This window comes from Dactylosporangium aurantiacum (assembly GCF_000716715.1).
Classification (GTDB): Bacteria; Actinomycetota; Actinomycetes; order Mycobacteriales; family Micromonosporaceae; genus Dactylosporangium; species Dactylosporangium aurantiacum.
The window spans coordinates 80,424-96,518 of record NZ_JNYJ01000023.1 but is presented as its reverse complement, the minus strand read 5'-3'; the positions used below and the strand labels follow the sequence as shown (position 1 = coordinate 96,518).

The 16,095-nt window shown below is 72.5% G+C and carries 15 protein-coding genes; 5 read left to right on the top strand and 10 right to left on the bottom strand.

Features of this window, described 5'->3' with window-relative positions; translation table 11 throughout:
* Positions 1-53: 53 nt before the first annotated feature.
* On the top strand, positions 54-656 hold the full coding sequence (locus OP18_RS25790; RefSeq protein WP_211273672.1) for a hypothetical protein: 603 nt from the start codon (positions 54-56) through the stop codon (positions 654-656).
* 78 nt (positions 657-734) lie between these two features.
* Here the strand turns inward: OP18_RS25790 and OP18_RS25785 are convergent, their stop codons facing one another.
* The 7 genes from OP18_RS25785 to OP18_RS25755 all read right to left on the bottom strand — a co-directional run bounded on the left by OP18_RS25785 (position 735) and on the right by OP18_RS25755 (position 7,714).
* Positions 735-1,568 carry a class II glutamine amidotransferase gene (locus OP18_RS25785; RefSeq protein ID WP_033361597.1) on the bottom strand — a complete coding sequence of 278 codons (834 nt, stop codon included), beginning with the start codon at positions 1,566-1,568 and terminating at the stop codon, positions 735-737.
* 147 nt (positions 1,569-1,715) lie between these two features.
* Entirely contained in the window at positions 1,716-3,431 is a 1,716-nt protein-coding gene (locus tag OP18_RS25780; protein WP_081971101.1) for a tannase/feruloyl esterase family alpha/beta hydrolase, read from the bottom strand.
* Positions 3,432-3,504: 73 nt separating this feature from the next.
* On the bottom strand, positions 3,505-4,164 hold the full coding sequence (locus OP18_RS25775) for a response regulator (protein WP_279327131.1): 660 nt from the start codon (positions 4,162-4,164) through the stop codon (positions 3,505-3,507).
* Positions 4,161-5,342: a sensor histidine kinase gene (locus OP18_RS25770; protein ID WP_081971100.1), complete on the bottom strand. Its 1,182-nt coding sequence runs from the start codon at positions 5,340-5,342 to the stop codon at positions 4,161-4,163. The genes OP18_RS25775 and OP18_RS25770 overlap by 4 nt, the downstream gene beginning before the upstream one ends.
* Complete coding sequence (locus tag OP18_RS25765) at positions 5,339-6,148, bottom strand: ABC transporter permease (RefSeq protein WP_033361596.1); 810 nt, start codon at positions 6,146-6,148, stop codon at positions 5,339-5,341. The genes OP18_RS25770 and OP18_RS25765 overlap by 4 nt, the downstream gene beginning before the upstream one ends.
* Positions 6,145-6,996: an ABC transporter ATP-binding protein gene (locus tag OP18_RS25760; RefSeq protein WP_033361595.1), complete on the bottom strand. Its 852-nt coding sequence runs from the start codon at positions 6,994-6,996 to the stop codon at positions 6,145-6,147. Before OP18_RS25760 ends, OP18_RS25765 begins: the two co-directional genes overlap by 4 nt.
* Before the next feature lie 124 nt (positions 6,997-7,120).
* Positions 7,121-7,714, bottom strand: coding sequence for a TetR/AcrR family transcriptional regulator (locus OP18_RS25755; protein WP_033361594.1), 594 nt, complete (start codon positions 7,712-7,714; stop codon positions 7,121-7,123).
* 323 nt (positions 7,715-8,037) lie between these two features.
* Between OP18_RS25755 and OP18_RS25750 the strand changes: the two genes are divergently transcribed.
* Positions 8,038-8,343: an STAS domain-containing protein gene (locus tag OP18_RS25750; RefSeq protein ID WP_033361593.1), complete on the top strand. Its 306-nt coding sequence runs from the start codon at positions 8,038-8,040 to the stop codon at positions 8,341-8,343.
* A 53-nt stretch (positions 8,344-8,396) separates the two neighbouring features.
* Positions 8,397-9,599, top strand: a complete 1,203-nt coding sequence (locus OP18_RS25745; protein ID WP_033361592.1) for a hypothetical protein — start codon at positions 8,397-8,399, stop codon at positions 9,597-9,599.
* A 66-nt stretch (positions 9,600-9,665) separates the two neighbouring features.
* Here OP18_RS25745 and OP18_RS25740 read toward each other — a convergent pair whose 3' ends face one another.
* Positions 9,666-10,424 carry a hypothetical protein gene (locus OP18_RS25740; RefSeq protein WP_033361591.1) on the bottom strand — a complete coding sequence of 253 codons (759 nt, stop codon included), beginning with the start codon at positions 10,422-10,424 and terminating at the stop codon, positions 9,666-9,668.
* 245 nt (positions 10,425-10,669) lie between these two features.
* Between OP18_RS25740 and OP18_RS25735 the strand changes: the two genes are divergently transcribed.
* Complete coding sequence (locus OP18_RS25735) at positions 10,670-13,651, top strand: putative bifunctional diguanylate cyclase/phosphodiesterase (RefSeq protein WP_156089772.1); 2,982 nt, start codon at positions 10,670-10,672, stop codon at positions 13,649-13,651.
* 32 nt (positions 13,652-13,683) lie between these two features.
* Here OP18_RS25735 and OP18_RS25730 read toward each other — a convergent pair whose 3' ends face one another.
* Positions 13,684-14,190 (bottom strand): GNAT family N-acetyltransferase, encoded by a 507-nt coding sequence (locus OP18_RS25730; protein WP_033361590.1) that lies wholly within the window; start codon positions 14,188-14,190, stop codon positions 13,684-13,686.
* A 169-nt stretch (positions 14,191-14,359) separates the two neighbouring features.
* Here OP18_RS25730 and OP18_RS25725 point away from each other — a divergent pair, with 169 nt between their 5' ends.
* Positions 14,360-14,755 carry a VC0807 family protein gene (locus tag OP18_RS25725; RefSeq protein WP_211273671.1) on the top strand — a complete coding sequence of 132 codons (396 nt, stop codon included), beginning with the start codon at positions 14,360-14,362 and terminating at the stop codon, positions 14,753-14,755.
* Between the two features lie 115 nt (positions 14,756-14,870).
* On the opposite strand, the gene OP18_RS51430 is transcribed toward OP18_RS25725, so the two are convergent.
* Complete coding sequence (locus tag OP18_RS51430; RefSeq protein WP_052387308.1) at positions 14,871-16,010, bottom strand: alpha/beta hydrolase family protein; 1,140 nt, start codon at positions 16,008-16,010, stop codon at positions 14,871-14,873.
* Positions 16,011-16,095 lie beyond the last annotated feature (85 nt).

Genomic DNA, 16,095 nt, shown 5'->3' with positions numbered 1-16,095 from the left:
GAGGTGATTGCCGGCGACTGACGGGTAGAGCGGGTCCGGACGTTCGAGACAGCATGCAGCAGCATTCGAAGCCGCGGAAATCGGGGGCGGACATGTCTGAGCGGAACACGGTCCTGCGTTCGTTGCACGACGCCGGGTTGGCGACCTGGTTCGGTGGATCCCTGATGGGTGCGGTCGGCCTGAACGGCGCGGCCGCCAAGGTGCAGAATCCGCGTGAGCGGATGAAGGTGGCGTCGATCGGCTGGGACAGGTGGACCCCGGTGAACGCCGCGGCGATCGGCAGCCACCTGGCGGGCGCCGCCGGCCTGCTGATCACCAATGCCGATCGTGTCGGCAGTCAGCGCGGTGTCGCCACGATGAGCGCCGTGAAGACAGGCCTGACGCTGGCCGCGCTCGGTGCCACCGCCTACAGCCGCGTCCTCGGCCGGAAGATCGAGCAGGCGGCGGAGGTACCGGTCACCGGCGTCACCGAACCCGCGCCGGAGACACCACCGGACATCTCCTCGGCACAGCGCAAACTCCGGGTGGCGCAGTGGTCGATCCCGGCGCTCACCGGCGCGCTGGTGGCGGTGAGCGCGCTGGCGGGGGAGCAGCAGCGGTCGAACGGCGGCAAACGCGACCTGTGGCACAGGGCCGCTCAAGCGCTGGCACACTGAACCGCGACAGCGCGGCCGGCCACCCTCGTGGGTGTCGCGGCCTTCCCCCGGCGGGGCACCGCCGGGGGTCCCCGCCTGTCACGCCGGCGGCTCCGGGTGGAAGGCGTGGATCAGGTCCTCGCCGCCGGCGACCACGCTGCACGTCGACTCCGGTACCTCGTTCCAGGCGCCCGGCAGGTCACCCAACGGTTCGGAGACGATCATCCGGGACTCGTCGGATATCAGCCGGAGCGCGGGAATCTCCGGGTGCAGCAGGCGCAGGGACCGGATCTCCGTGCTGTAGAACAGCGACCGGGACTCGTGCCGGGTGGAGTAGCGAAACGCCCAGACCGTCGAGCCGTCGGAGGTGGCGACGGTCATCTGCACCGGCTCCGCGACCTGGTGCCGGCTCGCGACGGCCTCGACCAGGCCGACCATCCGGGCCACCGCGCGGGGCGGGTCGTCACGCAGACCGAAGGTGAGCGCCAGGAAGAACATGAGCTCGGAGTCGGTGGATCCTTCCATCGCGGGGAAGAGCTCGGCGTCCACGGCCAGCATGAGGTCACGCTTCAAGGTGGCGAACCGGGCGATGGACCCGTTGTGCATCCACAGCCACCGCCCGAACCGGAACGGGTGGCAGTTGGTCTGCTGGACCGCCGTCCCGGTGGACGAGCGCACGTGCGCCAGCAGCAGCGGCGAGCTGACATGGGCGGCCAGCTCGTGCAGGTTGCGGTCGCTCCACGCCGGGCCGACGGCGCGGAACAGCCCGGGCACCTCACCCACGCCGTACCACCCGACGCCGAACCCGTCGCCGTTGGTGGTGTCCACCCCCAGCCGGGCGTGGCGGCTCTGATCGATCAGGGAATGGACCGGTTTGTAGAGGATCTCCTCGAGCAGCAGTGGAGAGCCCGAGTACACCAGCCACCGACACATCGCTGCCTCCAACCATCGTCCCTACAGCACGAGTCTGACTCGGCCGCGGCCGCACCGGCGCAGGATCCAGCCGCGTGGATCCCGGCGACGTCGTCCAGCCGCAGCCATCGCCGCACGGGAAACCAGTTCGAGACCCGGACGTCCGCGTCAGTTCGGCGCGGGCGCCGGGGTGCAGGTCCAGCGGCCGTCGTGCCAGCCGCAGGTCTGCTCGTAGCCGGAGCGGAACGAGCCGAGCCAGGCGATGTCGTCCTCGTACCGGCTGGGCGGCGGGACCGGTGCGAAGTTCGCCGCGTCGTCGGTGCTGCCGCTGCCGTCGTAGCGGGCGACGGTCGGGTACGGGTAGACCGGCCGGGTCCGTACGACCGTGTCGTCCTGGCGTTTCGTGGCGATGAGCCGGTCGGGCGCGACGCCGTGCTCGACCCAGGCGATGGTGGGGGTGAGCGCGTCGAACGCGTCCGGTCCCTGACCGCCGCCGCAGTGCCCGACGCCCGGCAGCATGAACAGGCGGGCGAAGCGCTGGGTGGCGGCCGCCCCGCCCATGCGCTCGGTGAGGGCGTGGTAGTAGGCGATCGTCCCGTACGGCGAGATGGCCTGGTCCGCCCAGCCGTGCCAGAGCAGGAGCTTGCCGCCGGCGGCGCGGAAGGCCGTCAGGTCGGGGTCGCTCGCGTCGTAGATGCCGGCCTGCTGGGCGATCTCGGCGAACGTCGCCGAGTCGTAGCGCAGGTCGCGCAGGGTCATCGACGGCCGGGGGGTCGGGTAGACCAGGTACTGCAACGCGTTCGTCGCGTTGCCTTCGGCCACGGCCGGGGCGCCGGCGGCGGTCGGGGTGACGTACCGGGCCCAGTTCGCCTCCGAGCCGACGGGTTCGCCGCCCGGGTACATCCGCCGGCCCCGTTCGTCGCGTGGCCCGTCGTACAGCTTCCGGACGGCGTCGACCTGCGCGTCGGTGAGGCAGTCGGGACTGTCGCCGCCGGGCGGGCAGCGCAGGGTCCGCGGATCGAACGCGCAGGCGCGCGGGTCGTCGAGCTGGCCGTCGGCGAGGCCGTCGCGTGCGTCGCACTCGCGCAGGACGGCGGCGTGCAGCGCGGGGAGCTTGGCGGCGGTGAGGACGGGCCGGCCCTGCGCGTCGGTGTTCGCGGTGGCGTGCCAGCCCGTGGACCACACGATCAGCGACGTGAACAGCGACGCCGGGGCGCCGGCGATGATGCCGTCGAAGTCGTGCGGGTAGCGCTGCGCCTCGGTCAGCCCTTCGTGGCCGCCCTGCGAGCAGCCGTCGAAGTAGGAGAAGCGCGGGCCCTGCCCGTAGTACAGCGCGATGATCCGCTTGACGACGAGCGCGACGACGTGGTCGGCCCGGTAGCCGAAGTCGACGCGCAGCTGCGGGTCGGTGCCGAAGATGGCGTCGAAGCCGGAGACGCCGACGTGCCCCTGGTTGTTGGTGGCCACGGCGAAGTCGCCGCGGTCCAGCGGCACGCAGCCGTCCGCCGCGTCGGCGTAGAAGTCGACGCTGCCGCAGAACGCCCCGCATCCGGTCTGCAGGTACCGCTGCCGCCACGTCCTGGTCGGCAGGAGCACGTCGAACTGGATCTGCGGCGCCACGACGCCCTTGACCTCGCAGGCCGGCCAGCCGCCCGGTGAGGCGGTCTCGGTCGCGGACCCGATGGCGGCCGGGGCGCCGGGGGCCTGCGACAGGTCCAGCCCGGTGAGCGCCGCGCAGTCGATCTTCGGCAGCACCACGGCGGGACCGGAGACCTCGGCGGGCGTCCCGGCGGCGGCCGTACGGGGCGCGGCCTGGGCGCCGTTGGCCAGCAGGAGGACGGCGAGCACGACCGGCAGCGTCCGGCCCCACACCCGAGTGCGCATGCCGGTCCTCCGTTCCGGGGCGGGCACGCCCGCGCCGTTCAGTATGACAGGTGTCGATGCCGGCCGGACCTGTTCAGGTCGGTGCCGGCAGGATGCCCCGGCTCAGCGCGACCGTCACCGCGGCGGTCCGGTCGTTGACGTCGAGCTTGGCGAACGTGCGCAGCAGGTGCGTCTTGACCGTCGACTCGCCGATGTACAGCGCCCGCGCGATCTCCACGTTGGACAGTCCGCGGGCGACCAGCCGCAGCACCTCCACCTCGCGCGAGGTCAGGCGCTCCGTCACCGGCCCGCGCTGCCGGTCGGCCAGCCGGGCGGCGGCCGGCGGCGCCAGCACGGTCTCGCCCCGCGCCGCCGAGCGGACCGCGTCGACCAGCACGGCGATCGGAGCGTCCTTGAGCAGGTACCCGACGGCGCCGGCCTCGACCGCCCGCAGCAGGCCGCTGTCGGTGCCGTACGTGGTGAGGACCAGGACCCGGGTGCCGGGGAACCGCGCGGCGATGCGGCCGGTCGCCTCCACCCCGTCGATGCCGGGCATCCGCAGGTCCATCAGCACCACGTCCGGCCGGAGGGCGGCGGTCAGGACCAGCGCCTCGTCGCCGGAGCTCGCCTCACCGACGACGACCAGGTCGTCGGCGACCGCGAGCATGCCGCGCAGCCCCACCCGGACCACCGGGTGGTCGTCGACCACGACGACGGAGATGGTCCCCGATCCGCCCCGGCGCGGGCCGTTCACACCGGCACCGCGACGCTGATCGAGGTGCCGGCGCCGGGGGCCGACCGGACGTCGCAGGTGCCGCCGAGGGACAGCACGCGGCGGCGGAGGCCGCTCAGCCCGTACCCGCCGGAGATCTGGGCGGGGTCGAACCCGCGGCCGTCGTCGGTGATGGCGACGGCGTCGCCGGACAGCGTGATGTGGACCGCCGACGCGGCGGCGTGGCGCCGCACGTTGCTCAGCGCCTCCTGCGCGGCCCGCAGCAGGACGGTGTCGGCCTCGGGTGCGGCGGCGCCCCGCTCGGCGCCGACGTCGACGGTGACCGGCACCCCGGTGTCGCGGGTGTGCCGTTCGGCCAGGCGGACCAGCGCCTCGGGCAGGCTGCGGCCGGTGAGGTCGGGCGGGCAGAGCGCGGCCACCAGCGAGCGGGCCTCGGCGAGGTTCTCCCGGGCGGTGCGCTCGATCAGGTCCAGCCCGTCGACGGCCCGTTCGGGCGTGGTCTCCAGCACCGCCCTGGTCGACTGGGTGAGCATCAGGACGCTGGTGAACCCCTGAGCGAGGGTGTCGTGGATCTCGGCGGAGAGCCGGGCCCGTTCGGCGTTGACGCCGGCGGCGTGCCGTTCGCGGTCCAGCTCGGCCCGGGCGCGGGTGAGCTGCTCGATGAGGTCCGCCCGGCCGCGGCTCTGCCGGATGATCCCGGTGACGAACACGCCGATCACGACCGCGATCACCAGCGGCATGACGACACCGACCGCGAGCGTGGCGGCGCCGTCGGAGGTGGGGCCGAAGTGGTACAGCACGGCACCGGCGACCGTCGTGTAGAGCCCGCCGAGCGCCACGGCCCGGCTCCACGACCGCCGCAGCATCATGAAGATCTGCGGGTTGAACACCAGCAGGAGCAGCAGCATCGACGTCGTCGCGACCAGCAGCAGCGCGCCGAACAGCACGACGGCGCCGGCGAGGTAGACCGCGCCGCGCCGCTCGTCGGGGTGCGCCAGCAGGCGGGCGCCGGCCAGCGCGTACCAGAGCAGCAGGGCGGCCAGCAGCCCCGCCGCGACGAGCCGGGCCCGGACGCCGGACTCGACGTCCAGCGCGAGCAGCCCGGCGCCGAGCAGGAACACGATCACCGCGAACACGTGCCAGCCGGCGGTGTGCCGGAGCCAGAAGTGCGGCTCCGGCACCGCGACGGCCTCGCTCAACGGTCCTCCCGCGCCGTCCACCGGAACGTCAGCAGGCACAGCGCCGACCCCGCGATCACCCACAGGGACAGCATGAGGGCTACCCGCCCGAGTTCCCAAGAGCCAGCCGGCTCGTTGGCCGCGAAGGAGTCCGGCAGGAACACCGAGCGCATGCCCTGCGCCATCCACTTGAGCGGGAACACCGCGGCGATGTGCTGCATCCAGGACGGCAGGTCGGTGAAGACGAAGAAGACCCCGGAGATGAACTGCATGACCAGCGCGACCGGCGTCACCACGGCGGCGGCCCGCTTGCCCTCGCGCGGGATCGAGGAGAACGCGATCCCGCACAGGGTGCAGGCGGCGATGCCGAGCAGCGTGACCCAACCGAGCGTCAGCCAGCGCTGCGCCGTGCCCGGCAGGTCCAGCCCGAAGAAGGCGGCGGCGATCACCAGCATCAGCGCGGTGCCGGCGACGCCCACCAGGTACACCATGATGACCTTGCCGAGGAAGTACGACGCGGCCGGCATCGGCACCCCGTAGAGGCGCTTGAGCACGCCCCGGTCGCGTTCGATCGGGATCTGGATGGCGAGGGTCTGGAAGCCGTTGGTCAGCTGCGCGGCCGCGATCATGCCGGCGACGAAGTACTGCGTGAACGTGACGCCGGGAGCCACGTCACCGCCGAAGACCGAGCCGAACACCACCAGCAGCAGGATCGGCAGCGCGAACGAGAAGATCATCGACTCGCGGGCCCGGAAGAACTGGCGGACCTCGAGGCCGCCGCGCAGCAGGCCGATGGGCAGGGTACGAGCGCGCACAGGGGTGGTCACCGGGCATCCTCACCGATCATCGACAGGTAGATCTCTTCCAGGGACGGGCGCGAGACGGTCAGCTCGGGCACCTCGCCGCCGAACCGTTCGACGAGCTGGCACACCAGCCGCGCCGGCGTACCGGTGACGGCCTCCTGCGGGCCTTCGGGCGCCAGCCAGCGCACCCGCGCCGAGGCGGTGTTGCGGCCGCCGAGCGTGGCGGGGGTGGCGACCTCCACCAGCCGGCCGCGGGCGATCACCCCGACCCGGTCGGCGAGCGCCTCGGCCTCGTCGAGGTAGTGGGTGGTCAACAGGATCGTGGTGCCGCCGGCGGCCAGGTCCCGGACCAGGTCCCAGAACTCGCGTCGGGCCTGCGGATCGAACCCGGTCGTCGGCTCGTCGAGGAACAGCAGCTCCGGCCGGCCGATGACGCCGAGCGCCACGTCGAGGCGGCGCCGCTGCCCGCCGGAGAGCACCTTCGCCCGGGCACCCCGCTTGGCGCCCAGGCCGACCCGCTCGATGACCTTCTCGGGGTCGTCGGGGTTCGGGTAGTACCGCGCGAAGTGGTGCACCACGTCGGTGACGGTCAGCTCCTCGAACTCGCCGGTGGACTGCAGCACGATGCCGATCCGGCCGCGCCACGCCCGGTCCCGGTCCCGGGGGTCCGCCCCGAGCACCGACACCTCGCCCGCGTCCCGCCGCCGGAAGCCTTCAAGGATCTCCACGGTCGTCGTCTTGCCCGCCCCGTTGGGGCCGAGCAGCGCGAAGACCTCGCCCCGCGCGACGCTCAGGTCCAGCCCGTCGACGGCGGCGTGCCCGCCGTACGTCTTGCGAAGTCCGCGGACGATGATCGCGTGTTCAGTTCTCACCCGCCCATCGTCGGGCCCGGTCCGGCGCCCGTCGTCCACCGGTCGACGGACAGGCGATCGCAGTCCGGCGCCGCTGCACGGCTGTACCCCCGCCCGGGGCTCGTGCGGTGTCCGGCGCGTGCCGTCAGTCGTGCCGCACGAGCCGCACCAGCAGATCCGCCAGCGTCGTCGCGGTCTGCTCGGCGGTCGCGTCCGGCAGGACGATGTGGCTGACCGTCAGGCGCACCACGGCGTCCACCGCGGTGTGCCGCAGCTGCTCGGACGCCTGCGGGGTGAGGGGGGTCAGCCAGGCCTCGACCACTGCGCCGGCGGCCTGCAGGACCACGTCGGAGCGGGTGGTCAGGTAGGGCAGCAGCTCGTCGCCGGTGCCACGGGCGCTGGTCAGGATCGAGTTGATCAGCGGGTTGCGGGCGGCCTCGTCAAGGGTGTGCCGGATCGCCGCGTAGGCACCGGACCGGATGTCGCCGGCGGCGGCGAGCCGGTCCCGCACCTGCGTGACGAAGTGCGTGATCTCGGCGGTGGCGAGGGCCTCGGTCAGTCCGGCCTTGTCGCCGAACTCGTTGTAGACGGTCTGCCGGCTGACACCGACGGCCCGTGCCACGTCGGCGACGCGCACGTCGGACCAGCCGCGCTGCACGGCGAGATCCCGGGCGGCGGCGATGAGGTCGTCGCGCAGCCGGGCACGACTGCGTTCTCGGTACGAGCCTGGTGCAACCATCCCGGCGAATGCTAGCCGCTGCCCCGGGCCGCGGCGAGCACCGCCCGCCGGTCAGCCGCCCAGTGCGGCGCTGATGTCCCGGGCCGTGGCCACGCGGGCCTCGCCGGTGTCGGCCGTCGCCACCAGCCGTGACGATCCAGCGGTCCGGGGGCGCGGCGCACTTTACGTGGCTGGTGCTGCTGTCAAGCAAATGTACATTGCTGAATCGGTCGTCTACAGTGCAAGCGCGCACCGACGCCGTGAGCGGTGGGCCGGCCGCGGCGGGCACCACGAGCCGTGACCGCGACCGTCACGACGGGTCAGGACCGGGGGAGGCACGACTGATGCTCGACGTGCATGTCCACGTGCACGGCATCGAAGAGACGCGCCTCATCCTCAACGGAGTGCTCAGCGCGGCGACGACCGAAGCGCTCCGCGCCCACCTCGACCGTCACCTCGCCGGCAACGGCATCGAGCGGCTGGTCATCGACCTCGCGCAGGTACGGCGCATCGAGGCGACCGGCGTGCAACTGCTGCTGCGCGCGACACGCGCGGCGGCACTGCGGGGTGTCGCGCTGCAGTTGCGATCGGCGCCGCCACCCTTGCGGCAGGCGATCGCGGAACACGGCATCGCCGACCTGCCGCACTGAACCTCCAGTGGTGCCGCCACCGACCCCAAGCACCGTGAACGAGAGGGCATCGCATGCAGCCGCACGGCGGGCGAAGCCGGCACGACGACACCAGGCGCCGGCGGCCCCGCGCGGCCTGGCTCGTGCTGTGGTCGGCCGTGTGGGTGGTCCTGTTCGATCTCGCGGTCGGCGGGTCATGGGACGGTGAGTACCACCGCACCCAGCCGTTCGACGGGTTCTTCAGCCCGCCGCACCTGTTCATCTACACCTTCGCCGCCATCGCCATGACGCTGGTCGCCGTGCTGAACCTGCGCCCCGCCCTGCGCGACTGCTTCGGCGCGACACTGCCACTGCCCGGACCGGTCCCGTTCCTCGGCACGGCACATCCCGGCGCGCTCGTCCTGCTCAGCGGCGGGTTCGCCGGTATCGCGTTCGCCGGACCGGCCGACGCGTCGTGGCACACGGGATTCGGCCTCGACGAGACGAACTGGTCGTTCCCGCACGCGATGCTGGGCTGCTCACTGGCCCTGATCGCCCTCGGCGTCCTGGCCAGCCGCATCGCGCTGCAAGGTGTCCGGCCGATGTGGGCACCCACCAGATACCTGATCGGCTATCTGGCCGTCTTCGCCTGCGCGGTCTTCATGGGCCCACTGCAGAACTACCCGACGCGGCAGTTCGCGATCACGGCCGGCTCGTCCGGCGCGCTCGGGGTCAACCCCGACTACCAGCATCTGGTCCGCATCGTGGATCAGGCGAACCTCACCCACACCAACCCCGCATACGTCATCGTTGCCGCGGCGTGGACCGGTCTCGCGTTGGGCCTGCTCCGCGCGATCGACCGGCGCGCCAGATACTGGCTGGTGGTGGCCGTCCTCGTCGCGTTCAGCCTCGCCGGCACCGCCGCCGACGAAGCGGCCCGATACGGGTTGGCCGACGACGCCCGGGCCGTGACCGGCCTGCCGCTGCTCACCGCCGCCGTCACGTTCGCCGTGACGTTCCGCGTACCGGAACTGGTCCGGTACCTGCTCGCCGGCGCGACGTTCTCGATCCACGTCTACGCCGTCTGGGGCACCGCCGTCACACCGTACTGGTACGCGCTGGCCGCCGCGGTGGCCCCGGCGGCCGTCGTCGGCGGTGCCGTCGTCGCGCGCTGGATCCACCGCGTGGTCGTGGCGCCCGCCCGACCTGCCACGCTGGCGCTGGTCATCGCCGCGGTGGCGGGGGTGCCGGCCCTCACCGGGACGGTCGACCTCGCCCTGCGCAGCGCCATCCCGTAACGCGTCACCACCTCCAGGATGCCGGGCGTCGACCTTCCCGGACCCGGCACCACGGCCCGGTGCGCCTCACGAGGCGTCCGCCAGCGTGTGCCGGTACCACACGTTGGGCTCGACGTAGGTGGCGATGCCCCGATCCGGGTCGCAGTGCACCGGCACCAGCCCGCCGGGCACGACGGTCGGCCCCGGCGTCAGCAACGGCAGCCCGGTCCACGCCCGCCACTGCTCGAGCTCGGCGACGATCGTCATGGAGTGGGGCGCGACGGCGACGAACTGGGCACCGCCGCGCTCGTGCACCCGGATCCACGGGTCGGCCGCGGTGCCGTCGGCCCGCCGCCAGGTGACGTACTCGCGCATCGGCACGGTGGGGTGCAGATGCTTGTTCGTCGGCCGTACCGGCGCGAGGAGCGCGGTGTGCCCGAGCCGAGCGGCGTTGCGTTTGACCACGTCGAGCATGTGCCCCGACAGGTTGCGGCCGCGCAGGTCGGGCCGGACGGTGGCGAAGAGCGCCGAGACGTCCGGGCCGGCGCGGCCGGCCAGCGTGTCACCGGCGGCGGCGAGCAGGACGGCGTCGTATCCGCCGGCGGGCAGCGGGTCCGGCGCGGTGAACGGCAACGTGCAGACCATGGCGGCCGGCTGCTCGGTCCGGCGGTCCACGGCCAGCACGGTGTACTGCGGGTGCCGGACAATCAGGTCGGCGAACAGGGCCGATGAGACGGGGTCCTGGTACAGGAACGGGGCGACGGTCGGGTCGTCGAACTGCTGGACGAGTGGCATCCGGTCCGGGCGCTCGGCAAGGGTCGTCACGTCGAGCCAGGAGAAGTCCATGTCGATACCTTGACAGAGGGCTCCGTCGCTGGCAGCGGTGGTTTTCCTCACCGACCGTCCCGCGCGGCCGATGAACCTGGTGAGCGGGCGACCCTTGTCTGCTGACGAGCCGCACGCGACAGTGGCTCCTGGCGCGTCGATCGTGACGTGTGGCTCGACGTGTGCTCGTGGCGCGATGGAGGGGAGTGGACGGTGTGACGGCACGGGTGAGCTGGATTTACGCCGCTGGGGCAGCGGTGCTCGCCGTGAGTTACGTGCTGGCCCCCGACCTCGGTCTCGCAACCTTCGTCGCGATGGTCCTGATCACGTTGGCCGCCATCGTCTACGGTGTCGTGCGGCACCGGCCTCGCCGCCGGCTCCCGTGGTGGTTGTGGGCCGGCGGGACGCTCGCCTTCGCGGTCAGCGCGGTGATCGCCGTGGTGCTGACCGAAGTGCTGCATTCCGACGCGTTTCCGTCCCTGGCCGACGCCGTGTCGCTCGGCGCGGTGTTCCCGCTGCTCCTGGGTGGGATGTTGGGTCTGGCCCGGTCGGGCGCCAGAGGGCGGGACTGGGCCGCCATCATCGACGCGTTGATCTTCACCGCCGGGGCCGGGCTGCTGGCCTGGGTGTTCCTGATCGAACCGAACCTCACCGACGCGACGCTCAACGCGACACAGAAGGCGGTGTCCGTCGCCTATCCGCTGTGCGACGTGCTGCTGCTGGCGATCATGGTGCACCTGTTCCTGCAGGCGCACCGCACCTGGAGCGTGGCGCTGCTGCTGACCTCCGGGGCGGTGATGCTGGCCTCCGACGTCGTGTTCAGTCTGCGGCGACTGGACGGCGCCTGGAACCTCGGCGGCCTGGTCGACCTCGGCTGGATCGTCTTCTGCGCGGCCGGCGGGCTCGCGGCCCTGCACCCGTCCATGCGGCTGCTCACCGAGCCGCGCGTGATCACGTCCGGGGAGCTGAAGCCGCGCCGGGTGGCGCTGGCCGTCGCGTCGCTCGCCGCACCGGCGTTGCTCCTGCTCGAAGCGATCAAAGGGCCGGTCGAGAACGGTGTGGTGATCGCCGCCGGCTCCACGACGCTCGTGGGACTCTCGCTGAGCCGGGTGTGGCTCGTGTCCCGCGGCCTGCGGCACATGGTCGTGCGCGAGCGCGAGCTTCGCCGCGCGTGCGAGGCACTCCTGGCGGCGACCCACATCGACACGGTCGACCGGGTGGTGCGGGCGGCGGTGGCGTCGCTGCTGCGCGACGGGACCGCACACCGCACCGTCCTGCAGGTCCGTCACGGCGCCGACGGCGGCGGGGCGGCGGGGTGCGACACCGTGGTGAGCATGGTGTACGTCGACCGGTTACCGGCGCAGCTCGCCGCGCAGCTGGACGGCTTCGAGCTCACGCTGCGATGCGCCCTGTCGGTCGGCGGCCACCAACTCGGTGCCCTGTATGTCGCCGCCGACGAGCGGGCGCTGGTGGAGCTGCAGGAATCGGTCCGTGTGCTGGCCGGGCAGGCGGCCAGCATGGTGGAGCACATCAACCTGAGCCAGGAGATCACCCGGCGCAACAACGAGGCGTACTTCCGCACGCTCGTGCTCAACGCCACCGACGTCATCCTTATCGTCGACGCCGAGGACACCGTCACCTACGCCAGTCCCTCGGCCGGACAGCTGTTCGGTTTCGCCGACGTGGCCGGCCGGCCCCTCAGCGAGCTGCTGGAAGCTCCGCCGCCGGCCGGCGTCGAAGCCGTGCACCTGGTCCGTGCCCACCGGGGCGACGGCGGCGAAGCGCACGTCGAGGTGAGCATGCGCGACCTGTCCGACGAACCGACGGTGGCGGGCAGGGTGCTCACGTTGCACGACGTGACTGAACGGCGCCGGTTGGAGCAGGAACTCATCGACCGGGCCTACGTCGACCCGCTGACCGGTCTCGGCAACCGCCTGCGGTTCCACGACTCGGTGCAGGAGGCGATCGCCCGGCGCGGCGACGGCGAGCCGGACCGGACCACGGTCGGGGTGCTGCTGGTCGACATCGACGGGTTCCGCACCGTCAACGACACCATGGGGCAGCAGGTCGGTGACGCGCTGCTCAGCGCGTTCGGCCGGCGGCTGCTCGAGGTGTGCTCGCAGCAGGAGACGGGACCGGCGGCGCCGGTGCGGGTGGACGGTGTCGCCCGGCTCGGCGCCGACGAGTTCGGTGTCCTCGGTGTCGCATCGTCGGCGGTCGACTTCGAGGACCTCGCCAGGCGGATCGCCGGCGAGTTCGAGGCACCCTTCGTCGTCGGTGGCCCGTCCCGCGGCAGCGTCGTGACGGCCAAGCCGACCATCGGCATCGCCACCACGCTTGACGCGGCCGATGCCGCGGAGCTGTCGGGCCAGGCCGACGTCGCCCTGTCCAGCGCGAAAGGCACCGACCGCAGATGGCGCCGCTACGAGGCCGGGATGCATGCCGACACGCTGCGCCGGATGCGGCTGCGCGCCGATCTGGACCAGGGCCTGGCCGACGACGCCTTCGTGCTGCACTTCCAGCCGATCGTCGAGCTCGTCAGCGCCCGGGTGAAGGGCTTCGAGGCCCTGGTCCGCTGGCAACATCCCCACCTGGGGCTGGTGCCGCCGCTGGAGTTCATCGAGATCGCGGAGGAGAGCGGTCTGATCGTCCCGTTGGGCGACTGGGTCATGCGCCACGCCATCGACGCGGCCGTCGACTTCCGCGCGCTGTTCCCGCACGACGAGCTGTCCATGAGCGTCAACGTGTCGGTCAGGCAGTTCCGCTCGCCGGGCTTCGTGCAGCGGGTCCTGACCGCGCTGGCCGGTGCGGGGCTTCCGGCGGAGGCGCTGACGATCGAGATCACCGAGAGCCTGTTGCTGGGCGACGACGCGCAGATCCATACGGACATCGCCACGCTGCGCGCCGCCGGTGTGCGGATCTCCATCGACGACTTCGGCACCGGCTACTCCTCGCTCAGCTACCTGCACGCCGTCGCCGTGGACACGCTGAAGCTGGACAAGTCGTTCGTCGACACGATCGACACCTCAGACCGGCAGTACGACCTCGTGCGTGGCATCGTCCAGCTCGCGGCCACCCTCGAGCTGGACGTCGTCGCCGAGGGCATCGAGACCAGCCGGCATGTGCAGCGGTTGGCGGCCGTCGACTGCCGGTACGGGCAGGGCTACCACTTCGCCAGACCCCTGCCGCAGGCCGCGCTGGTCGACTGGCTCCTGGCCGGCACCGCCTACGTCGAGCCCGCGGCGTGACGCGACCGGCGGGGTGCCCGTGCCCGCCCCGCCTACCTCGGTGGCGGTCTGAGGTCCAGCGTCCAGTGCTCGCTCAGCAGCGGCGCATCGCCGTACTCGACCTGGCAGACGCCGGCCGACACGAAGCCCAGCCGGCGGGAGGTCAACGCCGCGGGCCGGTTGTCGACGCCGGTGAACGCGTGCAGGCGGTCCACGCGGCCGTCGGCCGCGACCTCATCGATCAACGATCGCAGTGCCTCGTACGCCAGCCCCTGCCGCTGGTAGGCCGGCAGCAACATCACACCGGCCTCAGCGATCTGCCCGCCGTCCCAGTCGCTGCGGAACACGGCGACGACCCCGACGGCCGCTGACTCCCCGGAGTCCAGGTCCACCAGCACGGTGCGGAACCATTCGCCGGGATCCCCGCGGATGCGTCGCGCGTGCACCTGCCGCACATGACGCTCACCGGCGGCGCCGCCGAGGTGCCGCATGACGTCCGCGTCGGTCTCCAGCGCCCTGGTCAGGGGCAGGTCGGCGTCGGTGTACGGCCGCAGCCTCATAGATCAACGTTACTGCGAAGGCGGATGCCGGTAAAGGGACGACGGGCTGTGCCCGGACACGGGGGAGCGTCACCGTGAAGGTGCTGCCCTGCCGGGGCCGGACTCGACGATGATCGCGCCGTCCATGCGCCGGGCGCGGGCGCCGTCAGCCGGTCAGGACCGTGGCGACGTGTCCGGCGACCGCCGGCCGCAGCGCTTCGGAGACCCGGGCGACGGCGGCGCGCAGCTGCGGCATCGCCCACGCCCGCTCATGTTCTACTTCGGCCGCCGGTTCGCCACCAACGGCACCCCGGAGTCGATCGACAGGTGGAACGGGCTGTGGCAGTACCCCGGCTTCCGCCGCACCCAACGGGTCATCACGATCGTGTGGGGCGTGACGATGTGCGCCGAGGCGCTGCTGCGCATCGTGCTCGCCTATCAGCTGTCCACCGGCACGATGGTCGTGATCTCCAATGTGCTGCCGTACGTCGTGCTCGTCGGGCTGATCACCTGGACCGTCACGTACGGCAAACGGCAGGCCCGCGCCGCCCAGGACCGGGTCGCGGCCGCCCAGGTGGCCGCCTGAGCCGGGCCGCCCGCGCCGATCGTGGCCGGCCCGGCGGGCGGCCTCAGCAGGTCGTCGCGGGCGGCGAGCAGAACCGGACCTCGGGATAGCGCGGTGACGGCCCGTCCAGCAGCGGCTATGCCACGCCGCGCAGGTGCAGGTCCAGGAAGGCGCGGACATAGCGGCGGGTGAGCTGCACGGATCGCGGTCCGGTGAGTTCGCTGCCCAGGTCGACGCCGATCTGCTCGGCGAGCAGGTCGTAGTCGGTGAAGGAGGCGTGCACCGAGCCGGCCACCACGAGCCAACGCTTCCAGCCGGTCAGCAGCGGCCAGTTGGCGTCCCAGGTCGGGTCGTCCACGCCGCCGGGGCGGTGGAACGACTGCTGGCCGAGCAGCAGCAACGGCCGCGACAGCCCACCGGCGGGCAGCGGGGCGAACATCTGGCCGTCCATGTTGACCCCGGCCCGCACACGGGGGTCCCGCAGCATGGCCTCGGTGCTGCTCGCGCCGCCCAGGGAGCTGCCCACCACCGCGATCCGGGACCGGTCGAGCCGGCCGGCGCCGTTCCACACCGGGTGGGCGCCGGTGAGCTGGTCGAGCACGAAGGAGATGTCGGCCGCCCGGCTCGCCTCGGCCTTCCTGCCGAAGTCGTCGACGTCTTCCAGCTCGCAGGCGGCGCAGGTGGTGACCCGCCCGTCGGGAAAGGTCGTCGCGAACGTCTCGTACGTGTGGTCGATGCCGACCACGGCGTAGCCCCAGCTGGCCAGCTCCTCGGCCAGCGCCGACAGCGAGCTGCGCGGCCAGGTGAAGCCGGGGGACAGCACGACCAGCGGCAGCGCGCGCCCGCCGGCCGCCGGTGCCGCGTCGCGGATCGCGTTGGTCCGTGTCGTGCTCAGCACGTCGGACGGTGCACCCACGGTGCCTTGCAGCACGAGCTCGGACTCCGTCGGGGTCAGGTACGGCACCCGCGGACCGTGCTTCGTCTTCGCCGGGTACCACAGCGAGACCATGAGCTGCCGGGTCCGGGCCGCCGGGACCCAGGGATCCGGCCGCGCGAGGTCCTCCAGGTACAGCGAGGTCGAGCCGACCGGCCGTGGACCGGTCGGCTCGGGCAGGTGCGGTACGCCCGGTGGTGTCGCCGTCGGACGGCCGGCACGGGCATCGCCGGCCTCGGCCGACGGCGTCGCGGACGCGGCGGTCGCGACGATCGCGAGCAGGCACACCGCGGCGACCACGCCACGCCGACGGTGGGACCGCAGGTGAACGGTTGTGAGCATGGATTCAGCATGATCGGGTGCTTCCGCATTGACATCGGTCCAAAAGAGGGCCGAACACGGTGCGGGTCGTACTTTCGGCGGGTTC